General features: G+C 69.7%; 1 protein-coding gene and 1 pseudogene. Both read left to right on the top strand.

The genetic code is table 11. From position 1 onward, the window contains the following. Window positions 1-273, top strand: a pseudogene (locus VG556_RS22680) (TonB-dependent siderophore receptor); the annotation flags it as partial. Between the two features lie 8 nt (window positions 274-281). Further along, the coding region (locus VG556_RS22675; RefSeq protein WP_423180091.1) for a nicotinamide mononucleotide transporter at window positions 282-389 on the top strand (108 nt) is incomplete at its 3' end.

The raw sequence follows: 389 nt of genomic DNA, 5'->3' as shown, positions 1-389 counted from the left end.
GTGCAGGGCCTGGATGTCACTGGCGGGTGGCGCTATGCCGGTGCCAACGTGGCACGCGCCGACGGCGCCGTGCGCGCGCCGGACTACTCGGTGTTCGATGCCGGCCTGCGTTTCCAGCACCGGCTGCACGAGCGTGCCGTGACCTGGAACCTGTCGGTGGACAACGTGTTCAACCGCTTCTACTGGCGTGACACCGGCAGCAGCGGCGGTGACTACTACCTGTTCCCCGGCGCACCGCGACAGGCGCGCCTGTCGGTGACGTTCGCGCTGTGAACGGCGTCGTGCTCGAGTGGACCGCCGCGCTGTGCAGCGTGCTCGGCGTCTGGCTGATGGCCCGGCGCCGGTTGTCTGCATGGCCGGTGGGCCTGCTGTCGGTCACGCTGTATGGC

Source organism: Stenotrophomonas sp. CASM106 (assembly GCF_049384825.1).
In the GTDB taxonomy this organism is placed as follows: domain Bacteria; phylum Pseudomonadota; class Gammaproteobacteria; order Xanthomonadales; family Xanthomonadaceae; genus Stenotrophomonas; species Stenotrophomonas muris.
The sequence above is the reverse complement of the archived record's forward strand: the minus strand, read 5'-3'. Positions and strand labels throughout refer to the sequence as shown.